Genomic DNA, 19,031 nt, shown 5'->3' with positions numbered 1-19,031 from the left:
CAGCCGTGATCGGTATCAGTGAGTCCGTGATGCAGTTTCTTCTGGCGTTGATCGTCGTCGGCCCGCTCATCGGCGCCGTGGCCGCCCTCCTGCCGGCCCCGCCCGGGCTGAAGGGGAAGTCATCCGACCAGGCCGTGCTGCGCCACGGCGTGACCGTGACCGGCGTGATCCTCATCGCCGCGATCGTCCTCGCGCTCGGCTTCGACCACGACCAGCCGTCGAAGATGCAGGCCACGACCGATATCAGCTGGATCCCCGCACTCGACGTGCGCATCCACCTCGGCATCGACGGCATCTCGCTCCCCCTCCTGGTCCTGACCGCGCTGCTGACCTTCCTCTGCGCGCTCTACTCCTACTTCAAGCTGCCCGAGGGCCCGTCCCCCAAGGCGTTCGTCGCACTGATCCTCATGCTCGAGTCCGGCACCCTCGCGACCTTCGCCGTCCTCGATCTGCTGCTGTTCTTCCTGGCGTTCGAGATGGTGCTCATCCCGATGTACTTCCTCATCGCCCGCTGGGGCGGTGAGCAACGGACCCGGGCCGCTTGGAAGTTCATCCTCTACACCCTGCTCGGATCCGTCGTCATGCTGCTGGGCCTGCTCCTCATCGGGCTCAAGTCCGGCACATTCGACATGGTGGCACTCGCCACTGACAACGACCGGGGCCTGACCACATCCGTGCAGGTCATCGCGGTTCTGGCGATCGGGATCGGGCTCGCGGTCAAGACGCCGATGTGGCCGTTGCACAGCTGGCTGCCCGACGCCCACACCGCCGCGCCGACCGTCGGCTCGGTCCTGCTGGCCGGCGTGCTGCTGAAGATGGGTACGTACGGGTTCGTCCGGATCATCCTGCCCATCGCCCCCGACGGCATGCGGGAGTTCGCGCCGTACCTCGCCGCCTTCGCGGTCGTCGGCATCATCTACGGCTCCCTGGCCTGCCTCGCGCTCGCCAGGCAGGGCGCGAAGGGCGACCTCAAGCGCCTCATCGCGTACTCGTCCGTCGGTCACATGGGCTTCGTCCTGCTCGGCATCTCGACGATGAGCCCGACCGGCGTGAACGGCGCGCTGTTCGCCAACATCGCCCACGGCCTCATCACCGGCCTGCTCTTCTTCCTCGTCGGCGCGCTGAAGGACCGCACCGGCACCACCGACCTCGACTCCCTCGCACAGGGGTCCGGCGCCGCGCTCTACGGCAAGGCGCCCCGCCTCGGCGGCCTCCTCGCCTTCGGCGCCGTCGCCTCCCTCGGACTGCCGGGACTCGCCGGGTTCTGGGGCGAAATGCTCGCCCTGTTCGGAGCGTTCGAGCCCGCGGACGACCTGAGCCGCCCCGCGTTCCTCACCTTCATGGCCATCGCCGCCTTCGGCACCCTGCTCACCGCCGCGTACATGCTCATCGTCGTACGCCGGGTCTGCATGGGCCCGATGTCGCGGCCCGCCACGGCCGACGAGCCCGCCCCCAAGGCGCTCGCCGACGTCCACGGCTACGAGTTCGCCGCCTGGACCCCCCTCGTCGCCCTCACCGTCCTCGCCGGACTCTGGCCCGCGGCTCTCCTCGGCCTGACCGACCCGGCCGTGCAGAAGCTCCTCACTGGAGGCAAGTCGTGACCGTGGCCGCCGAAAGCGCCGCAAGCCTGGTCCAGTCCGTCGACTGGCTCGCGATCGCGCCGCCGACCATCGCCGCGGTCGTCGGCCTCGTCGTGCTCGTGGCCGACCTCTTCGTGAAGGACGGCAAGAAGGCGCTCCTCGGCTGGATCTCCGTGGCGGGTCTGGCCGCGGCCGCGCTCGCCCTGCTGCCCCTCCTGGACGACGACCGCTCCACCTTCTGCCTGACCGGCGGGGGCGCGCACGCGTGCAGCTACACCGCCGACCGCTTCACCCTCGTCATCCAGCTCCTCGTCCTCGGCGGCGCCCTGCTCGCCGCCCTGCTCTCCATGAGCACCCTCAAGGACTCCGGCGACGAACTCCCCGCAGGGGAGTTCTGGTTCCTGCTGCTCTCCTCCGCGGCGGGCGCCGCCCTGCTGCCCGCCTCGCGCGACCTCGCGACCCTTATCGTGGCTCTGGAAGTCGCGTCCCTGCCGGCGTTCGCCCTCGTCGGCCTTCGGAGGGGCGACAAGCGCTCCTCCGAAGCGGCCCTGAAGTTCTTCCTCTCCTCGGTCACCGCGACCGCCGTGAGCCTCATGGGCGTCAGCTTCGTGTACGCCGCCACCGGCACCCTGCACCTCACGGAGATCGCCACCAAGCTCCAGGACGTCGACGGACAGCTCCACACGCTCGCCCAGACGGGCGTAGCGCTCACCCTCGTCGGCTTCGCCTTCAAGGTGGCCGCCGTGCCCTTCCACTTCTGGGTGCCCGACACCTACGTAGGCGCGCCCCTGCCCGTCGCCGCCTACCTCTCCGTCGTCGGGAAGGCCGTCGGCTTCACCGGCCTCATCCTCGTCACCGTCGTCGCCTTCCCGTCGTACGCGGACGTCTGGGGCCCCGCGCTCGCCGTCCTCGCCGCGCTCACCATGACCGCCGGCAACGTGGCGGCCCTGCGCCAGCAGTCCACGCGCGCGTACAGCGCGGTCCGCCTCCTCGCCTGGTCCTCGGTCGGCCAGGCCGGGTACCTCCTGGTGCCCATCGCCGCCGCCGGGTACGCCGACAACGAGGCCGCCGCCGAGAAGGCCATCGGCTCGACCGTCGCGTACGCCCTGATGTACGCCGCCGTGAACCTCGGCGCCTTCGCCGTGGCCGCCCTCGTCGGCCGTACACAGCGCCTGAACCGCGTCAGCGACTACCGCGGCCTGTACGCGCGCAGCCCCCTCGCCGCCCTCGTCCTCGGCTTCTTCCTGCTCTGCCTGGCAGGCCTGCCGCCCGGCATCATCGGCCTCTTCGCGAAGGTCACGGTCTTCTCGGCCGCCGTCGACGCGGGCCTCGGCTGGCTCGCCGTGGTCATGGCCGTGAACGTGGTGATCGCGCTCTTCTACTACCTCCAGTGGACGGCGCTCCTGTTCCGCGCCCCGGAGGGAGAGCCGGTCAAGCACCGCGTGCCCGCACCGCTCACCGCGGCCATCGCGCTGACGGCCGTCCTCGGCATCGCGCTCTCCGGAGCACCGCAGCTGGTCCTGAGGTTCTCGGACACCGGCCTGTTCTGACGCGGTCCCCGTGGGCCGTCACCCGCGCGGCCTACATCGCTCATGCGTGCACAAGGGAACTAGTGCTCCCCGCCTGGCGTTGACCAGTACGGGAGGGTCCACTGAACAGTGGAAGCACCAGTCAGCAGAGGGTTCCCCCACGCACCACCAGGAGGGCGTACCGTGCACCGCCGGCACAACGGGTTGAAGACCGCCGTACTCCTCGGGGGACTGTCCGCGCTCATCCTTGTCATCGGCAGTTTCTTCGGGCGTACGGGCCTGATCGTCGCGCTCTTCGTAGCGCTCGGCACCAACGCGTACGCGTACTGGAACAGCGACAAGCTGGCCCTGCGCGCGATGCGGGCCCGTCCGGTGAGCGAATTCGAGGCTCCAGAGCTGTACCGCATGGTCCGCGAGCTCTCCACCCAGGCCCGCCAGCCCATGCCCCGCCTGTACATCTCGCCCACGGAGGCGCCGAACGCGTTCGCCACGGGCCGCAATCCGCGCAACGCGGCGGTGTGCTGCACCGACGGCATCCTCCGCCTCCTCGACGAGCGCGAGCTGCGGGGCGTGATCGGCCACGAGCTCAGTCACGTCTACAACCGCGACATCCTGATCTCGTCGGTCGCCGGCGCCCTCGCCTCCGTGATCATGTTCCTGGTCAACTTCGCCTGGCTGATCCCGGTCGGCCGGTCGAACGACAACGAAGGCCCCGGCATCTTCGGCATGCTCCTGATCATGCTGCTCGGCCCGCTGGCGGCCTCCGTCATCCAGCTCGCGATCAGCCGCTCCAGGGAGTACGAGGCCGACGCGTCCGGCGCGCAGCTCACCGGAGACCCCCTCGCCCTCGCGAGCGCCCTGCGCAAACTCGACGCGGGGACGAAGCAGTTGCCGCTGCCTCCCGAGCCCCGCCTCGAGACCGCGAGTCACATGATGATCGCGAACCCCTTCCGTCCGGGGCAGGGCATGTCCAAGATGTTCTCCACCCACCCGCCGATGGCGGAGCGCATCGCCCGACTCGAGCAGATGGCAGGTCGCCACCAGTGAAGACAATCCTGAACGTCATATGGCTCGTCCTCTGCGGCTTCTGGATGTTCCTGGCCTACTTGGTCGCGGGCGCGATCCTCTGCGTCACGATCATCGGCATCCCATTTGGCCTGGCCAGCTTCCGCATCGGCCGCTATGCCCTGTGGCCCTTCGGCTACACGACGGTCGAGCGCCGCGACGCGGGCGCGCCCTCCTGCGTCGGCAACGTGCTGTGGCTGCTCCTCGCGGGCTGGTGGCTCGCCATCGGCCACATCGTCACCGGCCTCATGCTGTGCGTCACGATCATCGGCATCCCCCTGGGCGTCGCCAACTTCAAGCTGATCCCGGTCTCCTTGCTGCCGCTCGGCCGCGACATCGTCCGCACCGACCAGCCGTTCGCCGCGCGCTACTGAAGAGGGCGCACTCCGGTGCGGCAGCCGAGGTACGCCCTCGCCGCGTACGACCCCGAGGCCTCTCCGTACGACGAGATATGGGCCCTCTGCGAGGACGCGAAGCACCTCTTCGCCTTCGCCGACCAACTGCCGGACCGGCCGGGCATCCCCGAAGGACGCGACGCCCCACCGGACGAGCTGGCGGAACCGCCCGTACGACTCCTCGGCTGCTCACCGCGCGGCGCCCTGAGAGGCGCGCTGGAGTCCGGCAAAGGCGACCTCGGCCACGGCAGGGTCCTGCGCCTCGGCAGGCTGGGCCGACCCCTCCAGCACGCCGTGGAGGGCGAGGTAGTCGCCTGGATCCCCTCCGCGCGCGGACGCGGCCTGGTCGACCTGGCCCTGGACCCGTGGACCGTACGGCCACCGCGTTCCGCCGGGAAAGTGTGGGACACCTGGTGGGCCGGCCGCCCCACGGAGCCCAACTCATGGGCTCTTCCTGGCATGGACACCGAGGGCCGCTCCCACTGGCTGGCCATCGCCCGCGAGCACGGGGACCGGCGGCGCGGGCCGGACGCGGCGCCCGGCGCCACGTACCACCTCGACGGTCGCCACATCACCGACGAACCGGCCTTCTACTGTGCACTCGGCGAGGCGGTGAACGGCCCCGGAGGATACGTCGGACGGACCGCGGACACGCTCTCCGACCACCTCCGCGGGGGCCTCGGGCCCCCACTGCCCTTCACCCTCGTCTGGCACGACGCGCACACCGCCCGGACCTGCCTGGGCGTCACACCCCGCACAGGCGGCGGCCCGCCGTCCTTCGAGGAGCTCCTCGCGCTCCTCACGCGGACGAACATCGGGGTCGTCCTGGCCTGAGGCCGATTGTCAGTGCCGTGGTCCACCATGAACTCATGAACAACAGCGAGCAGTTGCTGGCCCGTGTCGCCACCGAGGCGCGCGCCACCCGTCCCTGGGGCTGGGACTCCCTTCCCGCCCCCATGGACGCGGACACCCTGGCCCGGGCGGAGGCCTCCCTCGGCTTCACCCTGCCCCCGCTGCTCGCCGCGCTCTACACCCGCATAGGGGACGGCGGATTCGGCCCGGAGTACGGCCTGCTGCCCCTGCTCGAAGGCAAGTCCTCCGGAGGCGAACCGTCCGTCGTCGAGGAGTACTTCACGATGCGCGACTCCGAGTGGGGCTGGCCCGATGGCGTCCTGCCGATATCCCACTGGGGCTGCGCGATGTACGCGTGCGTGGACTGCCACACCGACGAGGCGCAGGTCCTGCTCTTCGAGCCCAACGGCGGCGACCCGCGGCACGCCTGGTTCGTCGACTCCCTGAGCCTCACCACGTGGCTCACCACCTGGCTCGACGGCACGGGGTGGTACGAGGAGGACAACGACGACCTGGACCTGCCGCCTTGGAAGGACGCCCGCACGCACGCGTGAGGCCTCCTTTCCTGGGGGGGGCACCCATGGCCCTCCCGGAGCCGTCAGCGCCGCCCCACCCGACTCCGGACCCGCATCCGCACTCCGTACGCCACCGCCCCCACCGCCAGCACCAGCGCACCGGTCACCACGGAGGACACGGGCAGGGCGAACGCCAGCGTCACGCAGCCGATGCCACCCACCAAAGGCACGAGACGCGCCGCCGGCGCCGAACTCAGCGTCCAAGCCGCCGCATTGGCGACCCCGTAGTACACGAGCACCCCGAAGGAGGAGAAGCCGATCGCCTCACGCACATCCGCAGTCGCCGCCACCACCGCGACCACGGCACCCACGGCGAGCTCCGCGCGGTGCGGCACCCGGAAGCGCGGATGCACGGCCGCGAGCGTCCCCGGCAGATGCCTGTCCCGCGCCATGGCCAGCGTGGTCCGCGAGACACCGAGGACCAGCGCGAGCAGCGAGCCGAGCGCCGCCACCGCCGCTCCCACACGCACCACAGGCACGAGTTCCGGCACCCCCGCCGCGCGCACCGCCTCCACCAGCGGCGCCGACGCACCGGCGAGCCCGTCGGAACCCAGTACGGCCAGCGCGGCCACCGCCACGGCCGCGTACACGCACAGCGTGGTGCCCAACGCCAGCGGAATCGCCCGGGGAATGGTCCGCGTGGGGTCCCGCACCTCCTCGCCGAGCGTCGCGATCCGCGCGTATCCGGCGAAGGCGAAGAAGAGCAGCCCGGCAGCCTGCAGCACCCCGCCGAGCCCGTCCGAGAGCCCCACGTCGAGACGTCCCGCGTCGGCCGCCCCAGACCCGGCGCAGGCCGCCACGACCGCCGCCAGCACGGCGGCCACCACCGCCACGATGCCCCGGGTCAGCCACGCCGACTTCTGCACGCCCACATAGTTGACGGCGGTCAGGAGCACCACGGCCCCGACCGCCACCGCATGCGCCTGCCCCGGCCAGACGTACGCCCCCACGGTCAGCGCCATCGCCGCGCAGGACGCCGTCTTGCCGACGACGAACGCCCAGCCCGCCAAGTAGCCCCAGAACGGCCCGAGCCGCTCCCGCCCGTAGACGTAGGTGCCGCCCGACGCGGGATAGCGGGCGGCGAGCCGCGCCGAGGACGTCGCGTTGCAGTACGCCACCACAGCGGCGATCCCGAGGCCGAGCAGCAGCCCCGAGCCCGCGGCCCCCGCCGCCGGGCCGAGCGCCGCGAAGATCCCTGCCCCCATCATCGCCCCGAGGCCGATCACCACGGCGTCGAAGACGCCGAGCGTCCGCCGGAGCTCAGGTTGCTGTGTCATACGCCGCACCCTACGGATCACCGCAACCGCGACTCTCCGTAGAGACGTCCTTCAGGACAACAGCGCACAAAAGCTCACCGCGCGAGAAAGGCCGGGTCACCGCATGGGCATCATCAGCTGGGTCGTGCTGGGACTGCTGGCCGGAGCCGTCGCCAAACTGCTGCTGCCCGGCCGCGACCCGGGTGGCTTCATCGGCACGACCGTCATCGGCATCGCCGGCGCCTTCACAGGCGGCTGGATCTCCGCCCGCTACCTCGACCACCCGATCGCCGACGACTTCTACGACGGCGCCACCTGGGCGGCGGCCATCGGCGGCTCGCTGGTCCTGCTGGTCGCGTACCGCATCCTCTTCGGCCACTCACGGCGCTGAGACGCCGTTCCCCGAACTGCGGCCAGCAGCAAGGGCGGGCACCCCATCCGGGGAGCCCGCCCTCCGTCATCCGTACGCCAGTGAACTACCGGTAGTTCACGAACTGCAGCGCGAAGTCGAAGTCCTGCCCCTTGAGCAGCGCCTGCACGGCCTGCAGGTCGTCCCGGCTCTTCGAGCTGACCCGCAGCTCGTCACCCTGAACCTGCGCCTTGACGCCCTTGGGACCCTCGTCGCGGATGATCTTGGCGACCTTCTTCGCGTTCTCCTGGGAGATGCCTTCCTCGACCGAGGCGAAGATCTTGTACTCCTTGCCGGACAGCTGCGGCTCGCCCACGTCCAGCGCCTTCAGCGAGATGCCGCGCTTGACCAGCTTGCTCTGGAAGACATCGAGGATCGCCTTGACCCGCTCCTCGCCGCTCGCCTCCATCAGGATCTTCTCGCCGGACCACGAGATCGAGGCACCCGTGCCCTTGAAGTCGTAACGCTGCGAGATCTCCTTGGCGGCCTGGTTGAGGGCGTTGTCGACCTCCTGCCGCTCGACCTTCGAGACGATGTCGAAACTGGAGTCGGCCATGTCCTGTGGCTCCTTGTATCGGGGTATGCGTACTCAGCGGTTACACGGCCGACTGACGCTGGCCGCATCCGCAAAGCCTAGCCACCGCCCCCGCGCGGGGTGCCGCTCAATCGGGTGGCGAAGCACCCCTGTGCATCAGGTATCGTTTACGTCGTTGCCACGGAGCGACGCGAAAGCGGAGCTTGGCGACAAACCCGGCGGTGTGCCCGAGCGGCCAAAGGGAGCAGACTGTAAATCTGCCGGCTCAGCCTTCCCAGGTTCGAATCCTGGCGCCGCCACATGAAGGTAAACCCCCTCCGAACTGCGGAAACGCAGAGCGGAGGGGGTTTCTTCGTGTCGCGCTACGTGATTTTCAGCGCCGCCCGCGGGGACTTTCGGCCGCCGCTCGCACGGGCACACTGAGCACATGTCGTCCCGTCGCAGAAACTGCCCGGAATGCCGCCGCGAGATCGCTGTCGTCGGCGGCCGGTTCGCCCGCCACGACCCGCCAGGCCCGCGCGGCAGCGGTGACCTGATCTCCTGCCCGGGGTCCCGCAGGCAGGCCCCGCTGGGCGCCGCACAGCCGGCTCTGGACGGCTACGTGGTGCCGGACCACCCCGGACAGCTCCCGCTGTTCTGAGCGGGCCTCAGAAGCGTTCTGGGGGCGAGCGGGCGGGCGGCCCCGCTGGCGGGGCTCAGTTGCCCGCGACCGACTTGACCGCCACCGACACCGGCACGGACCCGCCGACCAGCTCCAGCGTCAGCCCGGCCGTCGCCGGAGTCTCCAGGAGCTCCGCGAGTACCGCGGCGACGTCGTCCCGCGGGACCGCACCGCGTCCGGTCGACGCCTCCAGGCGCACGAGGCCCGTGCCCGCGTCGTCCGTCAGCATCCCGGGACGCAGGATCGTCCAGTCGAGGGCGGCACGCGCGCGTACGTTCGCGTCCGCCTCGCCCTTCGCCCGCAGATAGGCGTCGAAGATCTCGTCGCCCCGGTGCGTGGGATCGGCGCCCATGGACGACACGACGATGTAGCGCCGCACCCCGGCCCGCTCCGCCGCGTCCGCGAAGAGCACGGCCGCGCCGCGGTCCACGGTGTTCTTGCGGTCGGCGCCGCTGCCCGGACCCGCGCCCGCCGCGAAGACCGCCGCGTCGGCGCCCCGCAGATGCTCGGCGACCGTGTCGACCGACGCCGACTCCAGGTCGCACAGCACCGGTTCGGCACCCGCTTCGCGGAGATCGGCTTCCTGCTCGACGTTGCGGATCAGTCCGGCGACTTCGTCACCACGCGCGGCGAGCAGACGCTCCAGCCGCAGCGCGATCTGACCATGACCTCCAGCGATGACAATGCGCATACTCCCGACCGTACGGCAGCGCGGACGCGAACGCTCAACACGCGCGCGGGGGACCGGTACTGCGCCGGTGACGCACGCACGCGTGGAAGCCGTCCGGGGTCTTCAAGAGGACGGCTCGTCACCCTTCGGACGCCCGGGCGCCGCCCCCGGCGGACCGCCCCTGCCGCGGCAGGTCCAGCGCCACCGCCACGGCGGAGTCGCAGTACTCGCGCACCGCACTCGTCCGCGCCACGACGCGCCCGCCGTGCACCACGATCCGGCTGTACGCGAGCGACAGCGCCCCCGCGAGCCGGTCGCCGCGCACGGCGAGCAGTTCGGCGGGAAAACCGGCCTCCACCCGCACCTCGGGCAGCCCCATGGCCGCCCGCGCCGCCCCGCTCACCGCTCCGTAGGCGTCCTCGGGCCGCAGCCTGAACCCCGTGGCCAGCAGGTACGCGGCCTCCAGGGGATCCCCGCGCCCCACCGGGTTCGACACGTCCCGCATCGCCCCGCTGCCGGCGGCGACCCGCACCCCGGCCGCCCGCAGCAGCCGGATGGGCGCCGCCCTGCGCCGCTCCACGCTCCCGCACCCGCCCTGCGGAAGGCAGACCACCGTCACCCCGGCCGCCGCGAGCTGCTCGGCCGTGCGCGACGCCACGTCCGCGGGCAGCCGTCCGAGACCGCCGCAGGGCCCGATCGTCACCCCGGCCCGCAGACCGCCCGCCATCGCCGCGAGCCGCCCGAGCCGCGCCGGGTCGTCACCGTCCGTGTGCAGGTCGACGGGGCACCCGTGCTCCGCGGCGAGCTCCAGGACCGCCTCCGTGTAGCCCGTCGGATCGGGGTCGAGATCAGGACAACCGCCCACTACGGAGGCGCCCATTTTCACCGCGTCCCGCAGCATCGCGAGCCCGTCGGCGCCGGCGACACCTGTCAGCAGCCGCGGTACCGCGACGGCCGTCATGTCGACCAGGCCCCGGAGCGAGCGCCGCGCCTGGAGCACCGCCTCCATCGGGCCGAGCCCCTGCACGTCACCGATCCGCACGTGGGAACGCACCGCCGTGGCGCCGTGCCCGAGCTGCAGCAGGGCCGCCTCGGTGGCCCTGCGCTGCACCTCGGGGACGTCGTAGGAGACCGGGCCCACCGCGTCCGCCGACAGCGCCGTGTCGCCGTGCGCGTGCGGCTCGGCGGCCGCCGGCAGCAGGAGGTAGCCGTCGAGGTCCACGCGCGCGGCGTGCGTGGTCAGGCTGCCGGCTGTGCCGACCGCCTCGATGCGCCCGCCGCCGAGCCGGACGTCCACGGTGCGGCCGTCGGTGAGCCGGGCGCCGCAGAGCAGCAGGGCCCCGGGATCGTCCGCGGGGCCGGAACCGGAGGGTCCGGGGGCGCCCGAGGAGTGGGGCTGCTGCGGCTGGCTGTCGGGCATCGCACTCCTGGGGGTCGAGGGGCGGCTGCTGTCGTTCCGGGGCGTCAAGATCACGCAGCGCGCGACGAGCCTAGGACGGCGAAAGGCCCGCTTCGAGGAGGAGCGGAATAGTCGTACCGGTGTGGTTCGAGTAGCCGGACGGTGCGTTCACAGACGCCTGGGACGGGCTTGTCGGCGCCCCGGGGCAGCCCCGTCGGAACGGATTTGGGCGATCGGCGACCAACCGTGTAATGTCTTCATCGCTCGCCCCAATAGCTCAGTCGGTAGAGCGTCTCCATGGTAAGGAGAAGGTCTGCGGTTCGATTCCGCATTGGGGCTCTGATGTTGAGTGATCCTCGCCTTCGGGCGGGGAGATCCCGGCATCGCAGCGGTGTAGCTCAGTCGGTAGAGCAAGCGGCTCATAATCGCTGTGTCACCGGTTCAAGTCCGGTCACCGCTACTAACGGTAGCCGATTGTGGGGTCGGTCCTTCGATCGGCTACTCTTGTATGCGTTCATCCGTCCATCCGTCCGTCAAGGAGCACTCACGTGGCTGCCACCGACGTCCGCCCGAAGATCACGCTGGCCTGCGTGGAGTGCAAGGAGCGGAACTACATCACCAAGAAGAACCGGCGTAACGACCCGGACCGACTGGAGATGAAGAAGCACTGCCCGCGCTGCAACGCGCACACTGCGCACCGCGAAACGCGCTAAACACAGGCTCGTACACGAGGCCGTCCCCGTTGTTCGGGGGCGGCCTCGCGTCGTTTACGAAACCAACCGCAGGAGGTGCCGAGCCGATGGCGCTCGACCAGTCCTTCGTGGGGCGGTCCTATCCCCCCACTGATCCTTATGAGGTCGGCCGGGAGAAGATCCGTGAGTTCGCCGAGGCGGTGGGAGACGCCAATCCCGCTTACACGGACACGGAGACCGCCAAAGCGCTCGGTTACGCCGATGTGATCGCTCCGCCCACTTTCGTGTTTGCGATCACATTCAAAGCGGCGGGTCTGGTCATCGAGGATCCGCAGCTGGGCCTCGACTACAGCCGCGTGGTGCACGGCGACCAGAAGTTCGCCTACACCCGCCCGGTGCGTGCGGGCGACCGGCTCACGGTCAGCTCGACCATCGAGTCGATCAAGTCGCTCGCGGGCAACGACATCCTGGATATCCGCGGCGAGGTCCACGACGAGGCCGGCGAGCATGTCGTCACGACGTGGATCAAGCTCGTCGCACGTGCGGCGGAGTCCGCGGCAGAGGAGGCGTGACGCGATGACGGCGAAGATTTCCTACGACGATGTCGAGGTCGGCACCGAGCTGCCGGCCCAGTCCTTCCCGGTGACGCGCGCCACGCTCGTGCGGTACGCGGGCGCCTCCGGTGACTTCAACCCGATTCACTGGAACGAGAAGTTCGCGGTCGAGGTCGGCCTCCCCGACGTCATCGCGCACGGCATGTTCACCATGGCCGAGGCGATCCGCGTCGTGACCGACTGGCTGGGCGACCCGGGGGCGGTCGTCGAGTACGGCGTCCGCTTCACCAAGCCCGTCGTCGTCCCGAACGACGACAAGGGCGCCACCATCGACGTGAGCGCCAAGGTCGCGGCCAAGCTGGACGACAACCGCGTACGGGTCGACCTCCTCGCGAAGAGCGGCGACCAGAAGGTGCTCGGCATGTCGCGAGCGGTCGTGCAACTGGCCTGACGGCCGGCCTGACAATTGGCCTGACGGCTGTTGCGGGTCTACGTAGACGTATGTAAGGGGCGCTCCGCCATGCGGGGTGCCCCTTACGCGTGTCCGCCGAGGTGCCGCACAGCGCTTGACCACTTAGTGATTGGCCACTAACTTACTCGCATGGTCAGGATGAGCGCAGAAGAGCGGCGCGAAAGCGTCGTCCGTGCGGCGATGGTCGAGTTCGCCCGCGGGGGCTACAACGGCACGTCCACCGAGGTGATCGCCAAGCGGGTGGGCGTCTCGCAGCCGTATCTCTTCCGCCTCTTTCCGGGGAAGCAGGCCATCTTTCTCGCCGCGTCCGGGCGCTGCTGCCAGGAGGTCACCGAGGTCTTCCGCAAGGCGTCCGAGGGACTCGAGGGGGAGGAGGCCCTGCACGCCATGGGTGAGGCCTATCAGGCGCTCATCGCCGACGACCCGGACAAGCTCCTCATGCAGATGCAGATGTACGTCGCCGTGGCCTCCGCGGAGGCGTCCGGCGACCGGGAGTTCGGCGACGCGCTGCGGGCCGCCTGGATGGAGATGTACGACACGGTCCGCCTCGCGCTGGGGGCCGACGTCGACGAGACGACGCAGTTCCTGGCCTACGGAATGCTGATCAACGTCCTGGTGTCGATGGGGTTCAAGCCCGAGCACCGGGTGTGGGCCGGCTTCTACGATTCGGCGCAGCCCAAGACGTGAGTCGGGCGGGCCGAAGGGGTGCGCTTTTCTGTGAGCACGGAAGTTAGTCATCAATAACTAACCTCAGGGGGAAGGCAATGTCACAGCAGACAACAGCACAGCGCGGGGGAGCGGTCTGGGCCCTCGTCATCACCAGCGTCGCCGGGTTCATGGCGGCACTCGACAACCTCGTCGTCACCACCGCCCTGCCCTCCATCCGCGAGGACCTCGGGGGAGCGCTGCACGACCTCGAATGGACCGTGAGCGCCTACACCCTCACGTTCGCCGTACTGCTGATGTTCGGCGCGGCCCTGGGCGACCGGTTCGGCCGCCGCCGGCTCTTCATCGTCGGGCTCTCGATCTTCACCGCCGCCTCCGCCGCCGCGGCCCTCGCGCCGAATCTCGACGCGCTGATCGCCGCCCGCGCGGTGCAGGGTGTCGGCGCCGCGATCATGATGCCGCTCACGCTGACCCTGCTGACGGCGGCGGTGCCACCGGCCAAGCGCGGCATGGCGTACGGCATATGGGGCGCCGTCAACGGCCTCGCGGTCGCCGGCGGCCCGCTGATCGGCGGCAGCCTCACCGAGCACGTCTCCTGGCAGTGGATCTTCTGGCTCAACGTCCCGCTCGGCCTGGTCCTGCTGCCCCTGGCCCGCCTTCGCCTCGCCGAGTCGTACGCACGCGGCGCACGTCTCGACTTCGTGGGCACGCTGCTCGCCAGCGGTGGACTCTTCGGAATCGTGTACGCCCTGGTGCGCGGCCCCATCGACGGCTGGTCCAGTGCCACCGTGCTCGTCAGCCTCGGCGCGGGCGGCGCGCTGCTCGGCGGCTTCATCCACCACGGGATGACCAACAAGGCGCCGATGCTGCCGATGCGCCTCTTCCGTAGTCGTGCGTTCTCCGGGATCAACGCCGCGAGCCTGCTGATGTTCCTCGGCATGTTCGGGTCGATCTTCCTGCTCAGCCAGTACATGCAGAACGTCCTCGGCTACTCGCCCACCGAGGCCGGGCTGCGCATGCTGCCCTGGACCGGCATGCCGATGCTCGTCTCACCGATCGCCGGCTACCTCTCCGACCGGATCGGCGGCCGCCCGGTCGTCGCCGCCGGGCTCTTCCTGCAGGCCACGGGGCTGGCCTGGTACGCCACCGTGGTCGCGACCGACGCCACGTACGGAGCCCAGCTGCCGGCGCTGATCATCAGCGGCATCGGGATGTCCCTGTACTTCGCCCCGGCCTCCAACCTGGTCATGTCCAGCGTCCGCCCGCAGGAGCAGGGCATCGCCTCCGGCGCCAACAACGCCCTTCGCGAGCTCGGCGGCGCCCTCGGCATCGCCGTGATGTCCTCGATCTTCTCGGCGCAGGGCGGCTACGGCTCCGGACAGAGCTTCGTGGACGGCCTGGAACCCGCGCTGTGGGTGGGCGCCGCGGTGGTCGCCCTCGCGGCGGTGGCGGCGCTGTGCGTCCCCTCCCGCGGGAACACCGACGCGCCCGCCCCGGGGACGTCGAAGGAGCCGGACGGCGAGCTCGTCACCGCCTGACGCCCCTCCCCACGGCATGCGAGAACGGCCCTGCCCTGACCGGTGGGGCCGTTCTCGTACTCTTGAGCACGTGCAGGAACTCCACGATGCCCCGCTCGCCCCGCTGACCACCTTCCGGCTCGGCGGCCCCGCGACCCGTCTGATCACCGCGATGACCGATGCCGAGGTGATCGCCGCCGTCCGGGAGGCCGACGACTCCGGAACCCCGCTGCTGCTCATCGGCGGCGGCTCGAACCTGGTCATCGGCGACAAGGGCTTCGACGGCACCGCCCTGCGCATCGCCACCCAGGGCTTCGACCTCGACGGTACGAAGCTGGAGCTGGCAGCCGGCGAGACCTGGACCGACGCGGTCGCACGGACCGTCGAGGCCGGTCTCGCGGGCATCGAGTGCCTCGCCGGAATCCCCGGCTCCGCGGGCGCGACGCCGATCCAGAACGTGGGGGCGTACGGCCAGGAGGTCTCGTCGACCATCACCGAGGTGGTCGCGTACGACCGGAAGACGCAGGAAACGGTCGTGATGGCGAACGCCGAGTGCGACTTCTCGTACCGTCACAGCCGCTTCAAGGCCGACCCCGACCGCTTCGTGGTGCTGCGGGTCCGCTTCGAGCTCGAGGACGCGCAGGGCATGAGCGCCCCCATCAAGTACCCGGAGACGGCGCGCACGCTCGGTGTCGAGGCGGGTGACCGGGTCCCGGCCGCGGTGGCCAGGGAGACCGTCCTGAAGCTCCGCGCGGGCAAGGGCATGGTGCTCGACCCCGAGGACCACGACAGCTGGTCGGCCGGGTCCTTCTTCACCAACCCGATCCTCACCGAGGAGGAGTTCACCGCCTTCCACGCGCGCGTGACCGACCGCCTCGGCCCGGACGTCACCCCGCCCGCCTTCCCGACGGGCGACGGCCGCGTGAAGACCTCCGCCGCCTGGCTCATCGACAAGGCCGGCTTCACCAAGGGCTACGGAGAGGGCCGCGCCCGGATCTCCACCAAGCACACCCTCGCGCTCACCAACCGCGGCGGCGCCACCACCGAGGACCTCCTCGCGCTGGCCCGCGAGGTCGTCGCCGGAGTGCGGGACGCCTTCGGAGTCACGCTGGTCAACGAACCGGTGACGGTGGGCGTCAGCCTGTAGGAGCGGCCAGCCAGTCGTCGATCCCGGCCAGCAGCTTGTCCTGTACGTCGACGGGCGCGGCCGAGCCCCGGACCGACTGCCGTGCCAGCTCGGCCAGTTCGGCGTCGGTGAAGGCGTGGTACTGCCGGGCGATCCCGTACTGCGCGGCCAGCCGCGAGCCGAAGAGCAGCGGGTCGTCGGCGCCGAGCGCTATCGGCACCCCGGCCTCGAACAGCGTGCGCAGAGGGACGTCCTCCGGCTTCTCGTAGACCCCCAGGGCCACGTTCGACGCCGGGCACACCTCGCACGTCACGCCCCGGTCCGCGAGCCGCTTCAGGAGCCGCGGCTCCTCGGCGGCCCGCACACCGTGCCCGATCCGCGTCGCGTCCAGGTCGTCGAGGCAGTCCCGCACCGACGCGGGCCCGGTCAGCTCGCCGCCGTGCGGCGCCGCCAGGAGACCGCCGTCGCGCGCGATGGCGAAGGCCCGGTCGAAGTCCCGCGCCATGCCGCGCCGCTCGTCGTTGGAGAGCCCGAAGCCGACGATGCCCCGGTTCGCGTACCGCACGGCCAGCCGCGCCAGCGTGCGGGCGTCCAGCGGGTGCTTCATGCGGTTCGCGGCGACGAGGACGCGCATGCCGAGGCCGGTGTCCCGCGAGGCGCTCTCGACGGCGTCCAGGATGATCTCCAGGGCCGGGATGAGACCGCCGAGCCGCGGCGCGTACGACGTCGGGTCGACCTGGATCTCCAGCCACCCCGACCCGTCCCGCAGATCCTCCTCCGCGGCCTCCCGCACCAGGCGCTGGATGTCCTCGGGCTCACGCAGACAGGAGCGCGCGGCGTCGTAGAGCCGCTGGAAGCGGAACCATCCGCGCTCATCCGTGGCGCGCAGCTTCGGAGGCTCGGCGCCGGTCAGCGCCTCCGGGAGCCGCACGCCGTACTTGTCGGCGAGCTCCAGCAGCGTCGCGGGCCGCATCGACCCGGTGAAGTGCAGGTGCAGATGGGCCTTGGGCAGCTCTCTTACGTCTCGTACACGCTCCATTCCAGGATCTTGCCGTACGCACCTGGCGTCCCGGTAGCCGCTTTCCACCTTCGTGGTCTCCCCGAACGAAGAAACGGGCCGCCTCCCCGAAGAGGGGAGACGGCCCGCACGCGCGCGTGGAGCGCGATGACTCACCGAGACGTCAGTCGCGGGCCTCGGCGAGCAGCTTCTGGATCCGCGAGACGCCCTCGACGAGGTCCTCGTCGCCGAGCGCGTACGAAAGGCGCAGATAACCCGGCGTACCGAAGGCCTCGCCCGGAACGACCGCGACCTCGGCCTCCTCCAGGATGAGCGCGGCCAGCTCCACGGAGTCCTGCGGGCGCTTGCCGCGGATCTCCTTGCCGATCAGGCCCTTCACCGAGGGGTACACGTAGAAGGCGCCCTCGGGCTCGGGGCAGACGACGCCCTGGATGTCGTTGAGCATCCGCACGATGGTCTTGCGGCGCCGGTCGAAGGCCTCGCGCATCTTGTCGACGGCGACCAGGTCACCGGAGACGGCCGCGAGCGCGGCGGCCTGCGCGACGTTGGAGACGTTGGACGTGGCGTGCGACTGCAGGTTCGTCGCGGCCTTCACGACGTCCTTCGGGCCGATGATCCAGCCCACGCGCCAGCCGGTCATCGCGTACGTCTTCGCGACGCCGTTGACCACGACGCACTTGTCGCGCAGCTCGGGGAGGATCGCGGGGAGCGAGGTGAACTTCGCGTCTCCGTAGACGAGGTGTTCGTAGATCTCGTCGGTCATGACCCACAGGCCGTGCTCGACGGCCCAGCGGCCGATCGCCTCGGCGTCGGCCTCGCTGTAGACGGCACCCGTGGGGTTCGACGGCGAGACGAAGAGCACCATCTTCGTGCGCTCAGTGCGGGCGGCCTCGAGCTGCTCCACGGAGACGCGGTAGCCGGTGGTCTCGTCGGCGACGACCGGGACGGGGACACCGCCGGCCAGCCGGATCGACTCCGGGTACGTCGTCCAGTACGGCGCGGGGACGATGACCTCGTCGCCCGGGTCGAGGATCGCGGCGAACGCCTCGTAGATGGCCTGCTTGCCGCCGTTGGTCACCAGGATCTGGGACGCGTCGACCTCGTACCCCGAGTCGCGCAGGGTCTTCGCGGCGATCGCGGCCTTGAGCTCGGGGAGGCCCCCGGCGGGCGTGTAGCGGTGGAACTTCGGGTTCTTGCAGGCCTCGACGGCCGCCTCGACGATGTAGTCCGGCGTCGGGAAGTCGGGCTCGCCGGCGCCGAAGCCGATCACTGGACGGCCCGCGGCCTTGAGGGCCTTGGCCTTGGCGTCGACAGCGAGGGTCGCGGACTCGGAGATCGCGCCGATGCGCGCGGAAACCCGGCGCTCGGTCGGAGAAGTTGCAGCGCTCATCACCCCATCGTTCCAGACCCCGAACGGGCCCGGCGCGCGGGTTTCCAGGAGCACCGGATCCCTTTCTGTTCGACGGGGAGCCGCTGAGCACGTACACTCACTGCTCGTTGGCCCTCACCGGCCGCTGCCTCCCGACGCACTCCGTGCATGTCGGCGGATGCGGTAGGTTGGGGGAAATCAAAGGGTCGTAGCTCAATTGGTAGAGCACTGGTCTCCAAAACCAGCGGTTGGGGGTTCAAGTCCCTCCGGCCCTGCTACACACTCCTTCGCCAGGATGTGTGCGCATGTACGTACTGCATTGCACCGCCGTGCGGCTCAACCGGGCGCGGCACGGCCACGACCCGGAATCAGGTGAGGACGAGTGACGGACGCCGTGGGCTCCATCGACATGCCTGATGCCCAGGACGAGGCGCCGGAGTCCAAGAAGAAGGCCCGCAAGGGCGGCAAGCGCGGCAAGAAGGGCCCCTTCGGCCGTCTCGCGCTCTTCTACCGCCAGATCGTCGCGGAGCTCCGCAAGGTTGTCTGGCCGACTCGCAGCCAGCTCACGACCTACACCACAGTGGTGATTGTCTTCGTCGTCATCATGATCGGCCTTGTGACCGTGATTGACTATGGCTTCAGCCACGCTGTCAAGTACATCTTCGGCTGAGCCGAGAGCGAAGGGCGCTGT

At 70.4% G+C, this 19,031-nt stretch carries 21 protein-coding genes and 4 tRNA genes; 19 read left to right on the top strand and 6 right to left on the bottom strand.

Features of this window, described 5'->3' with window-relative positions:
- Positions 1 to 5 precede the first annotated feature (5 nt).
- The 6 genes from ACI2L3_RS17110 to ACI2L3_RS17085 all read left to right on the top strand — a co-directional run bounded on the left by ACI2L3_RS17110 (position 6) and on the right by ACI2L3_RS17085 (position 5,975).
- Positions 6 to 1,601 carry an NADH-quinone oxidoreductase subunit M gene (locus ACI2L3_RS17110; protein WP_404753144.1) on the top strand — a complete coding sequence of 532 codons (1,596 nt, stop codon included), beginning with the start codon at positions 6 to 8 and terminating at the stop codon, positions 1,599 to 1,601.
- Positions 1,598 to 3,130, top strand: a complete 1,533-nt coding sequence (locus ACI2L3_RS17105; RefSeq protein ID WP_404753143.1) for an NADH-quinone oxidoreductase subunit N — start codon at positions 1,598 to 1,600, stop codon at positions 3,128 to 3,130. The genes ACI2L3_RS17110 and ACI2L3_RS17105 overlap by 4 nt, the downstream gene beginning before the upstream one ends.
- A gap of 162 nt (positions 3,131 to 3,292) precedes the next feature.
- Positions 3,293 to 4,156, top strand: coding sequence for a zinc metalloprotease HtpX (gene htpX / locus ACI2L3_RS17100; RefSeq protein WP_393473013.1), 864 nt, complete (start codon positions 3,293 to 3,295; stop codon positions 4,154 to 4,156).
- Positions 4,153 to 4,548 (top strand): YccF domain-containing protein, encoded by a 396-nt coding sequence (locus tag ACI2L3_RS17095; protein ID WP_404753142.1) that lies wholly within the window; start codon positions 4,153 to 4,155, stop codon positions 4,546 to 4,548. Before htpX ends, ACI2L3_RS17095 begins: the two co-directional genes overlap by 4 nt.
- A 15-nt stretch (positions 4,549 to 4,563) precedes the next feature.
- The gene (locus ACI2L3_RS17090; RefSeq protein ID WP_404753141.1) at positions 4,564 to 5,403 is read left to right on the top strand and encodes a hypothetical protein; all 840 of its coding nucleotides are present in this window, start codon (positions 4,564 to 4,566) and stop codon (positions 5,401 to 5,403) included.
- Positions 5,404 to 5,438: 35 nt separating this feature from the next.
- Positions 5,439 to 5,975 (top strand): SMI1/KNR4 family protein, encoded by a 537-nt coding sequence (locus ACI2L3_RS17085; RefSeq protein WP_404753140.1) that lies wholly within the window; start codon positions 5,439 to 5,441, stop codon positions 5,973 to 5,975.
- A gap of 44 nt (positions 5,976 to 6,019) precedes the next feature.
- On the opposite strand, the gene ACI2L3_RS17080 is transcribed toward ACI2L3_RS17085, so the two are convergent.
- A complete protein-coding gene (locus ACI2L3_RS17080; RefSeq protein WP_404753139.1) occupies positions 6,020 to 7,273 on the bottom strand; it encodes an APC family permease in 1,254 nt (417 codons plus the stop codon).
- A 103-nt stretch (positions 7,274 to 7,376) separates the two neighbouring features.
- Between ACI2L3_RS17080 and ACI2L3_RS17075 the strand changes: the two genes are divergently transcribed.
- Positions 7,377 to 7,643 carry a GlsB/YeaQ/YmgE family stress response membrane protein gene (locus ACI2L3_RS17075; RefSeq protein WP_404753138.1) on the top strand — a complete coding sequence of 89 codons (267 nt, stop codon included), beginning with the start codon at positions 7,377 to 7,379 and terminating at the stop codon, positions 7,641 to 7,643.
- A gap of 85 nt (positions 7,644 to 7,728) precedes the next feature.
- On the opposite strand, the gene ACI2L3_RS17070 is transcribed toward ACI2L3_RS17075, so the two are convergent.
- Positions 7,729 to 8,217: a YajQ family cyclic di-GMP-binding protein gene (locus ACI2L3_RS17070; RefSeq protein WP_404753137.1), complete on the bottom strand. Its 489-nt coding sequence runs from the start codon at positions 8,215 to 8,217 to the stop codon at positions 7,729 to 7,731.
- A gap of 196 nt (positions 8,218 to 8,413) precedes the next feature.
- Between ACI2L3_RS17070 and ACI2L3_RS17065 the strand changes: the two genes are divergently transcribed.
- Together ACI2L3_RS17065 and ACI2L3_RS17060 are read left to right on the top strand one after the other, a co-directional pair.
- Positions 8,414 to 8,495: transfer RNA gene (locus ACI2L3_RS17065), tRNA-Tyr, on the top strand.
- Positions 8,496 to 8,623: 128 nt separating this feature from the next.
- Positions 8,624 to 8,836 carry a hypothetical protein gene (locus ACI2L3_RS17060; protein WP_404753136.1) on the top strand — a complete coding sequence of 71 codons (213 nt, stop codon included), beginning with the start codon at positions 8,624 to 8,626 and terminating at the stop codon, positions 8,834 to 8,836.
- Between the two features lie 55 nt (positions 8,837 to 8,891).
- On the opposite strand, the gene ACI2L3_RS17055 is transcribed toward ACI2L3_RS17060, so the two are convergent.
- Together ACI2L3_RS17055 and ACI2L3_RS17050 are read right to left on the bottom strand one after the other, a co-directional pair.
- Positions 8,892 to 9,548 carry an SDR family oxidoreductase gene (locus ACI2L3_RS17055; protein WP_404753135.1) on the bottom strand — a complete coding sequence of 219 codons (657 nt, stop codon included), beginning with the start codon at positions 9,546 to 9,548 and terminating at the stop codon, positions 8,892 to 8,894.
- Positions 9,549 to 9,666: 118 nt separating this feature from the next.
- Positions 9,667 to 10,947: an amidohydrolase family protein gene (locus ACI2L3_RS17050; RefSeq protein ID WP_404753134.1), complete on the bottom strand. Its 1,281-nt coding sequence runs from the start codon at positions 10,945 to 10,947 to the stop codon at positions 9,667 to 9,669.
- A 245-nt stretch (positions 10,948 to 11,192) separates the two neighbouring features.
- On the opposite strand from ACI2L3_RS17050, the gene ACI2L3_RS17045 reads away from it, so the two are divergent.
- The 8 genes from ACI2L3_RS17045 to ACI2L3_RS17010 all read left to right on the top strand — a co-directional run bounded on the left by ACI2L3_RS17045 (position 11,193) and on the right by ACI2L3_RS17010 (position 15,974).
- Positions 11,193 to 11,265: transfer RNA gene (locus ACI2L3_RS17045), tRNA-Thr, on the top strand.
- A 48-nt stretch (positions 11,266 to 11,313) separates the two neighbouring features.
- A tRNA-Met gene (locus ACI2L3_RS17040) sits at positions 11,314 to 11,386 on the top strand.
- An 88-nt stretch (positions 11,387 to 11,474) separates the two neighbouring features.
- Entirely contained in the window at positions 11,475 to 11,639 is a 165-nt protein-coding gene (gene rpmG, locus ACI2L3_RS17035; RefSeq protein WP_004571794.1) for a 50S ribosomal protein L33, read from the top strand.
- A gap of 86 nt (positions 11,640 to 11,725) precedes the next feature.
- Complete coding sequence (locus ACI2L3_RS17030; RefSeq protein ID WP_404753133.1) at positions 11,726 to 12,190, top strand: MaoC family dehydratase N-terminal domain-containing protein; 465 nt, start codon at positions 11,726 to 11,728, stop codon at positions 12,188 to 12,190.
- 4 nt (positions 12,191 to 12,194) lie between these two features.
- Positions 12,195 to 12,623 (top strand): MaoC family dehydratase, encoded by a 429-nt coding sequence (locus ACI2L3_RS17025; protein WP_362994382.1) that lies wholly within the window; start codon positions 12,195 to 12,197, stop codon positions 12,621 to 12,623.
- 150 nt (positions 12,624 to 12,773) lie between these two features.
- Positions 12,774 to 13,331 (top strand): TetR/AcrR family transcriptional regulator, encoded by a 558-nt coding sequence (locus ACI2L3_RS17020; protein ID WP_404753132.1) that lies wholly within the window; start codon positions 12,774 to 12,776, stop codon positions 13,329 to 13,331.
- Positions 13,332 to 13,408: 77 nt separating this feature from the next.
- Positions 13,409 to 14,848, top strand: a complete 1,440-nt coding sequence (locus tag ACI2L3_RS17015; protein WP_404753131.1) for an MFS transporter — start codon at positions 13,409 to 13,411, stop codon at positions 14,846 to 14,848.
- Between the two features lie 70 nt (positions 14,849 to 14,918).
- On the top strand, positions 14,919 to 15,974 hold the full coding sequence (locus ACI2L3_RS17010; RefSeq protein ID WP_404753130.1) for a UDP-N-acetylmuramate dehydrogenase: 1,056 nt from the start codon (positions 14,919 to 14,921) through the stop codon (positions 15,972 to 15,974).
- On the opposite strand, the gene ACI2L3_RS17005 is transcribed toward ACI2L3_RS17010, so the two are convergent.
- Positions 15,964 to 16,992, bottom strand: a complete 1,029-nt coding sequence (locus tag ACI2L3_RS17005; RefSeq protein WP_404753129.1) for an adenosine deaminase — start codon at positions 16,990 to 16,992, stop codon at positions 15,964 to 15,966. The genes ACI2L3_RS17010 and ACI2L3_RS17005 overlap by 11 nt on opposite strands.
- 142 nt (positions 16,993 to 17,134) lie before the next feature.
- The gene (locus ACI2L3_RS17000) at positions 17,135 to 18,361 is read right to left on the bottom strand and encodes a pyridoxal phosphate-dependent aminotransferase (protein ID WP_404753128.1); all 1,227 of its coding nucleotides are present in this window, start codon (positions 18,359 to 18,361) and stop codon (positions 17,135 to 17,137) included.
- A gap of 181 nt (positions 18,362 to 18,542) precedes the next feature.
- Here ACI2L3_RS17000 and ACI2L3_RS16995 point away from each other — a divergent pair.
- Positions 18,543 to 18,615: transfer RNA gene (locus tag ACI2L3_RS16995), tRNA-Trp, on the top strand.
- Positions 18,616 to 18,722: 107 nt separating this feature from the next.
- Positions 18,723 to 19,010, top strand: coding sequence for a preprotein translocase subunit SecE (gene secE / locus ACI2L3_RS16990; RefSeq protein ID WP_055564537.1), 288 nt, complete (start codon positions 18,723 to 18,725; stop codon positions 19,008 to 19,010).
- Positions 19,011 to 19,031 lie beyond the last annotated feature (21 nt).

Source organism: Streptomyces sp. NPDC029674, assembly GCF_044903205.1.
GTDB lineage: Bacteria > Actinomycetota > Actinomycetes > Streptomycetales > Streptomycetaceae > Streptomyces.
The sequence above is the reverse complement of the archived record's forward strand: the minus strand, read 5'-3'. Positions and strand labels throughout refer to the sequence as shown.